General features: G+C 63.5%; 2 protein-coding genes and 2 pseudogenes. All 4 read left to right on the plus strand.

Going from position 1 to position 3,245, the window contains the following annotated elements; all coding sequences use genetic code 11:
* Window positions 1–405: pseudogene (locus EOA29_RS30205) on the plus strand (N-acetylmuramic acid 6-phosphate etherase); the annotation flags it as partial.
* A 52-nt stretch (window positions 406–457) separates the two neighbouring features.
* Complete coding sequence (locus EOA29_RS30210; protein ID WP_127222030.1) at window positions 458–1,717, plus strand: ABC transporter substrate-binding protein; 1,260 nt, start codon at window positions 458–460, stop codon at window positions 1,715–1,717.
* A 224-nt stretch (window positions 1,718–1,941) separates the two neighbouring features.
* Window positions 1,942–2,871, plus strand: coding sequence for a sugar ABC transporter permease (locus tag EOA29_RS30215; RefSeq protein ID WP_126090643.1), 930 nt, complete (start codon window positions 1,942–1,944; stop codon window positions 2,869–2,871).
* A 227-nt stretch (window positions 2,872–3,098) separates the two neighbouring features.
* Window positions 3,099–3,245, plus strand: a pseudogene (locus EOA29_RS44090) (carbohydrate ABC transporter permease); the annotation flags it as partial.

Raw genomic sequence — 3,245 nt, forward strand, 5'->3', positions numbered from 1 at the left:
CCGCTGTTCGGTGAGGCCGATGTCGCCATCCTGCTGGAAACGCCGCCGGAGTTGATCGCCGGCTCGACGCGCATGGGTGCCGGCACCGCGCAGAAGATCGCGCTCAACATGCTGTCGACGCTGACCGCCATTCATCTCGGCCATGTGCATGACGGCTACATGGTCAACCTCACCGCCGACAACATCAAGTTGCGCGACCGCGCGGTGCGCATGGTCGCCGCCATCACCGGGCGGAGCCGGGACGACGCGGCGCGCCTGCTCGAAGAGAGCGGCGGCGTCGTCAAGACTGCCATTCTGCTCGCCGCCGGCGCTGCCAACGCCGACGCGGCCGAGAAGATACTGGAAGGATCGGGCCAGAAGCTTCGGCCTGCGCTTTCCGCGATCGAGGGGAGCAAGCGGCGCTAGCCTCTGTTCTCATCAGAACCGAACCTGAAAAAGGTCAACAGGGAGACTGAAGATGACGACCAAACTACTGACGGCACTGCTGCTCGGCACGAGCATTCTCGGCACCACCGGGATCGCTCTGGCCGACGACGTAACGCTCAACATCGAGAGCTGGCGCGGCGACGACCTGACCATCTGGAAGGACAAGCTGATCCCGGCCTTCGAGGCCAAGAACCCGGGCATCAAGGTGGTGTTCGCGCCCTCGGCGCCGACCGAGTACGACGCGGCCCTCGGCGCCAAGCTCACCGCCGGCTCGGCGGGCGACCTGATCACCTGCCGCCCGTTCGACAAGTCGCTGGAGCTGTTCAAGAAGGGCAATCTCGCCGACCTGACCTCGCTGCCCGGCATGGACAACTTCTCGGCCGTCGCCAAGGCGGCCTGGCAGACCGACGACGGCAAGTCGAGCTTCTGCGTGCCGATGGCCTCGGTCATCCACGGCTTCATCTACAACAAGGACGCCTTCGACAAGCTCGGCCTCAAGGTGCCGACCACGAATGAAGAGTTCTACGCCGTGCTCGACAAGATCAAGGCCGACGGCACCTACATCCCGATGGCTATGGGCACCAAGGACCTCTGGGAAGCCGCGACCATGGGCTACCAGAACATCGGCCCGAACTACTGGAAGGGCGAGGAAGGCCGCGCGGCCCTGATCAAGGGCGAGCAGAAGCTGACCGATCCGCAGTGGGTCGAGCCTTACAAGGAACTGGCCAAGTGGAAGCCCTATCTGGGCGACGGCTTCGAGGCGCAGACCTATCCGGACAGCCAGAACCTGTTCACGCTCGGCCGCGCCGCCATCTATCCGGCCGGCTCGTGGGAGATCGGCCTGTTCAACACGCAGGCGCAGTTCAAGATGGGCGCCTTCCCGCCGCCGGTGCAGAAGGCCGGCGACACCTGCTACATCTCCGACCATACCGACATCGGCATGGGCCTGAACGCGGCATCGAAGCATCCGGAAGAAGCCAAGAAGTTCCTGTCCTGGGTCGCCTCGCCGGACTTCGCCACCATCTACGCCAACGCGCTGCCGGGCTTCTTCAGCCTGAACAGCACGCCGGTGAAGATGGAAGACCCGCTGGCGCAGGAATTCGTCTCCTGGCGCGGCAAGTGCAAGTCGACGATCCGCTCGACCTACCAGATCCTGTCGCGCGGCACGCCGAACCTCGAGAACGAGACCTGGGTTGAATCGGCCAACGTGATCAACGGCACCGACACGCCGGAAGCCGCGGCCAAGAAGGTGCAGGACGGCCTCGACAGCTGGTACAAGCCGGCGAAGTAACCTTTGCCATCGAGCCGGCCGGGCGCACGCCCGGCCGGCATTCGGACCGTTCTTAGATAGCGATTGTCGGCGCCGCCTCTCGGTCTTACCCTCACCTTGCGGGGAAGACGGAGCCGCGCAGTCGCTGGCCTTGTCCTCCCCTGATGGGGACAATCAGGCCGTGCATCGAGGCATCAGCTAGCATCATCCGACCTGGAACCGAGAGACGGCGGAGACCGAAACTCATGGCCGCACAAACACGACCGAAAAGACCGATCCGCTGGCATATCGGCGTCTTCCTGGCGCCGGCTGTGCTCGTCTACACGGCGGTCATGATCCTGCCGCTGTTCGGCACGCTGCAGCTCTCCTTGTTCCGCAACATCGAGCAGTCCCAGGTCTTCGTCGGGCTGGGCAATTTCCGCACGCTGTTCGGCGACCCCAACTGGTCGGTGAATTTCTGGAACGCGCTCAGGAACAACGTCTGGTTCTTCATCATCCACATGCTGGTGCAGAACCCGATCGGCATCCTTTTGGCGGCGCTTCTTTCCAGCCCGAGGCTCAGGTTTGCCGCCTTCTATCGCACGGCGATCTTCGTGCCGACGATCCTGTCCTTCGTCATCGTCGGCTTCGCCTGGAAGCTGATCCTGTCGCCGATCTGGGGCGTGGCGCCGCATCTGCTCGACTTCGTCTGGCTGAAGAGCCTGTTCACGCCGTGGCTCGGCAAGGAGCAATATGCGCTGACCGCGCTCAGCCTGGTCTCGGTCTGGCAGTTCGTCGGCATCCCGATGATGCTGATCTATGCAGCACTCTTGTCGATCCCCGACGAAGTGATCGAGGCGGCCGAATGCGACGGCGTCACCGGCATGGCGCAGTTCTGGAAGATCAAGCTGCCGCTGATCCTGCCATCGATCGGCATCATCTCGATCCTGACCTTCGTCGGCAATTTCAACGCCTTCGACCTGATCTACACCGCGCAAGGAGCGCTCGCCGGGCCGAACTATTCGACCGACATCCTCGGCACCTTCCTCTACCGCGCCTTCTTCGGCTTCCAGCTCCAGGTCGGCGACCCGAACATAGGCGCAGCGATCGCCACGATGATGTTCCTGATCATCCTTGCCGGCGTCTGCGTCTACCTGTTCCTCGTCCAGACGCGCCTGCGTCGGTATCAGTTCTGAGGGTCTGAGATGGTGCGCCTAGCTACCCCCCTCTGGCCTGCCGGCCATCTCCCCCTCAAGGGGGGAGATTGGACGTCATCGCCGCCTTCGCCAATTTTCGACGCAGCAGAACGGGCGGCGTCATCGACGCTGCCAATCTCGCCCCTTGAGGGGGAGATGTCCGGCAGGACAGAGGGGGGTGCCTTGGCACGATCCTCTGGACAAGCAGCTCGTCAGGAGACTTTCCAATGAGCCTAGCCACCCGTTCGCTTCCCCGCACCATCGGCGCCCATGCCGTCCTTTTGACCTACACGGTGATCGCGCTGTTCCCGGTGATCCTGGTCATCATGAATTCGTTCAAGTCGCGCGCGGGCATCTTCGGCGCGCCGCTGACG

This window comes from Mesorhizobium sp. M1E.F.Ca.ET.063.01.1.1, from assembly GCF_003998155.1.
GTDB lineage: Bacteria > Pseudomonadota > Alphaproteobacteria > Rhizobiales > Rhizobiaceae > Mesorhizobium.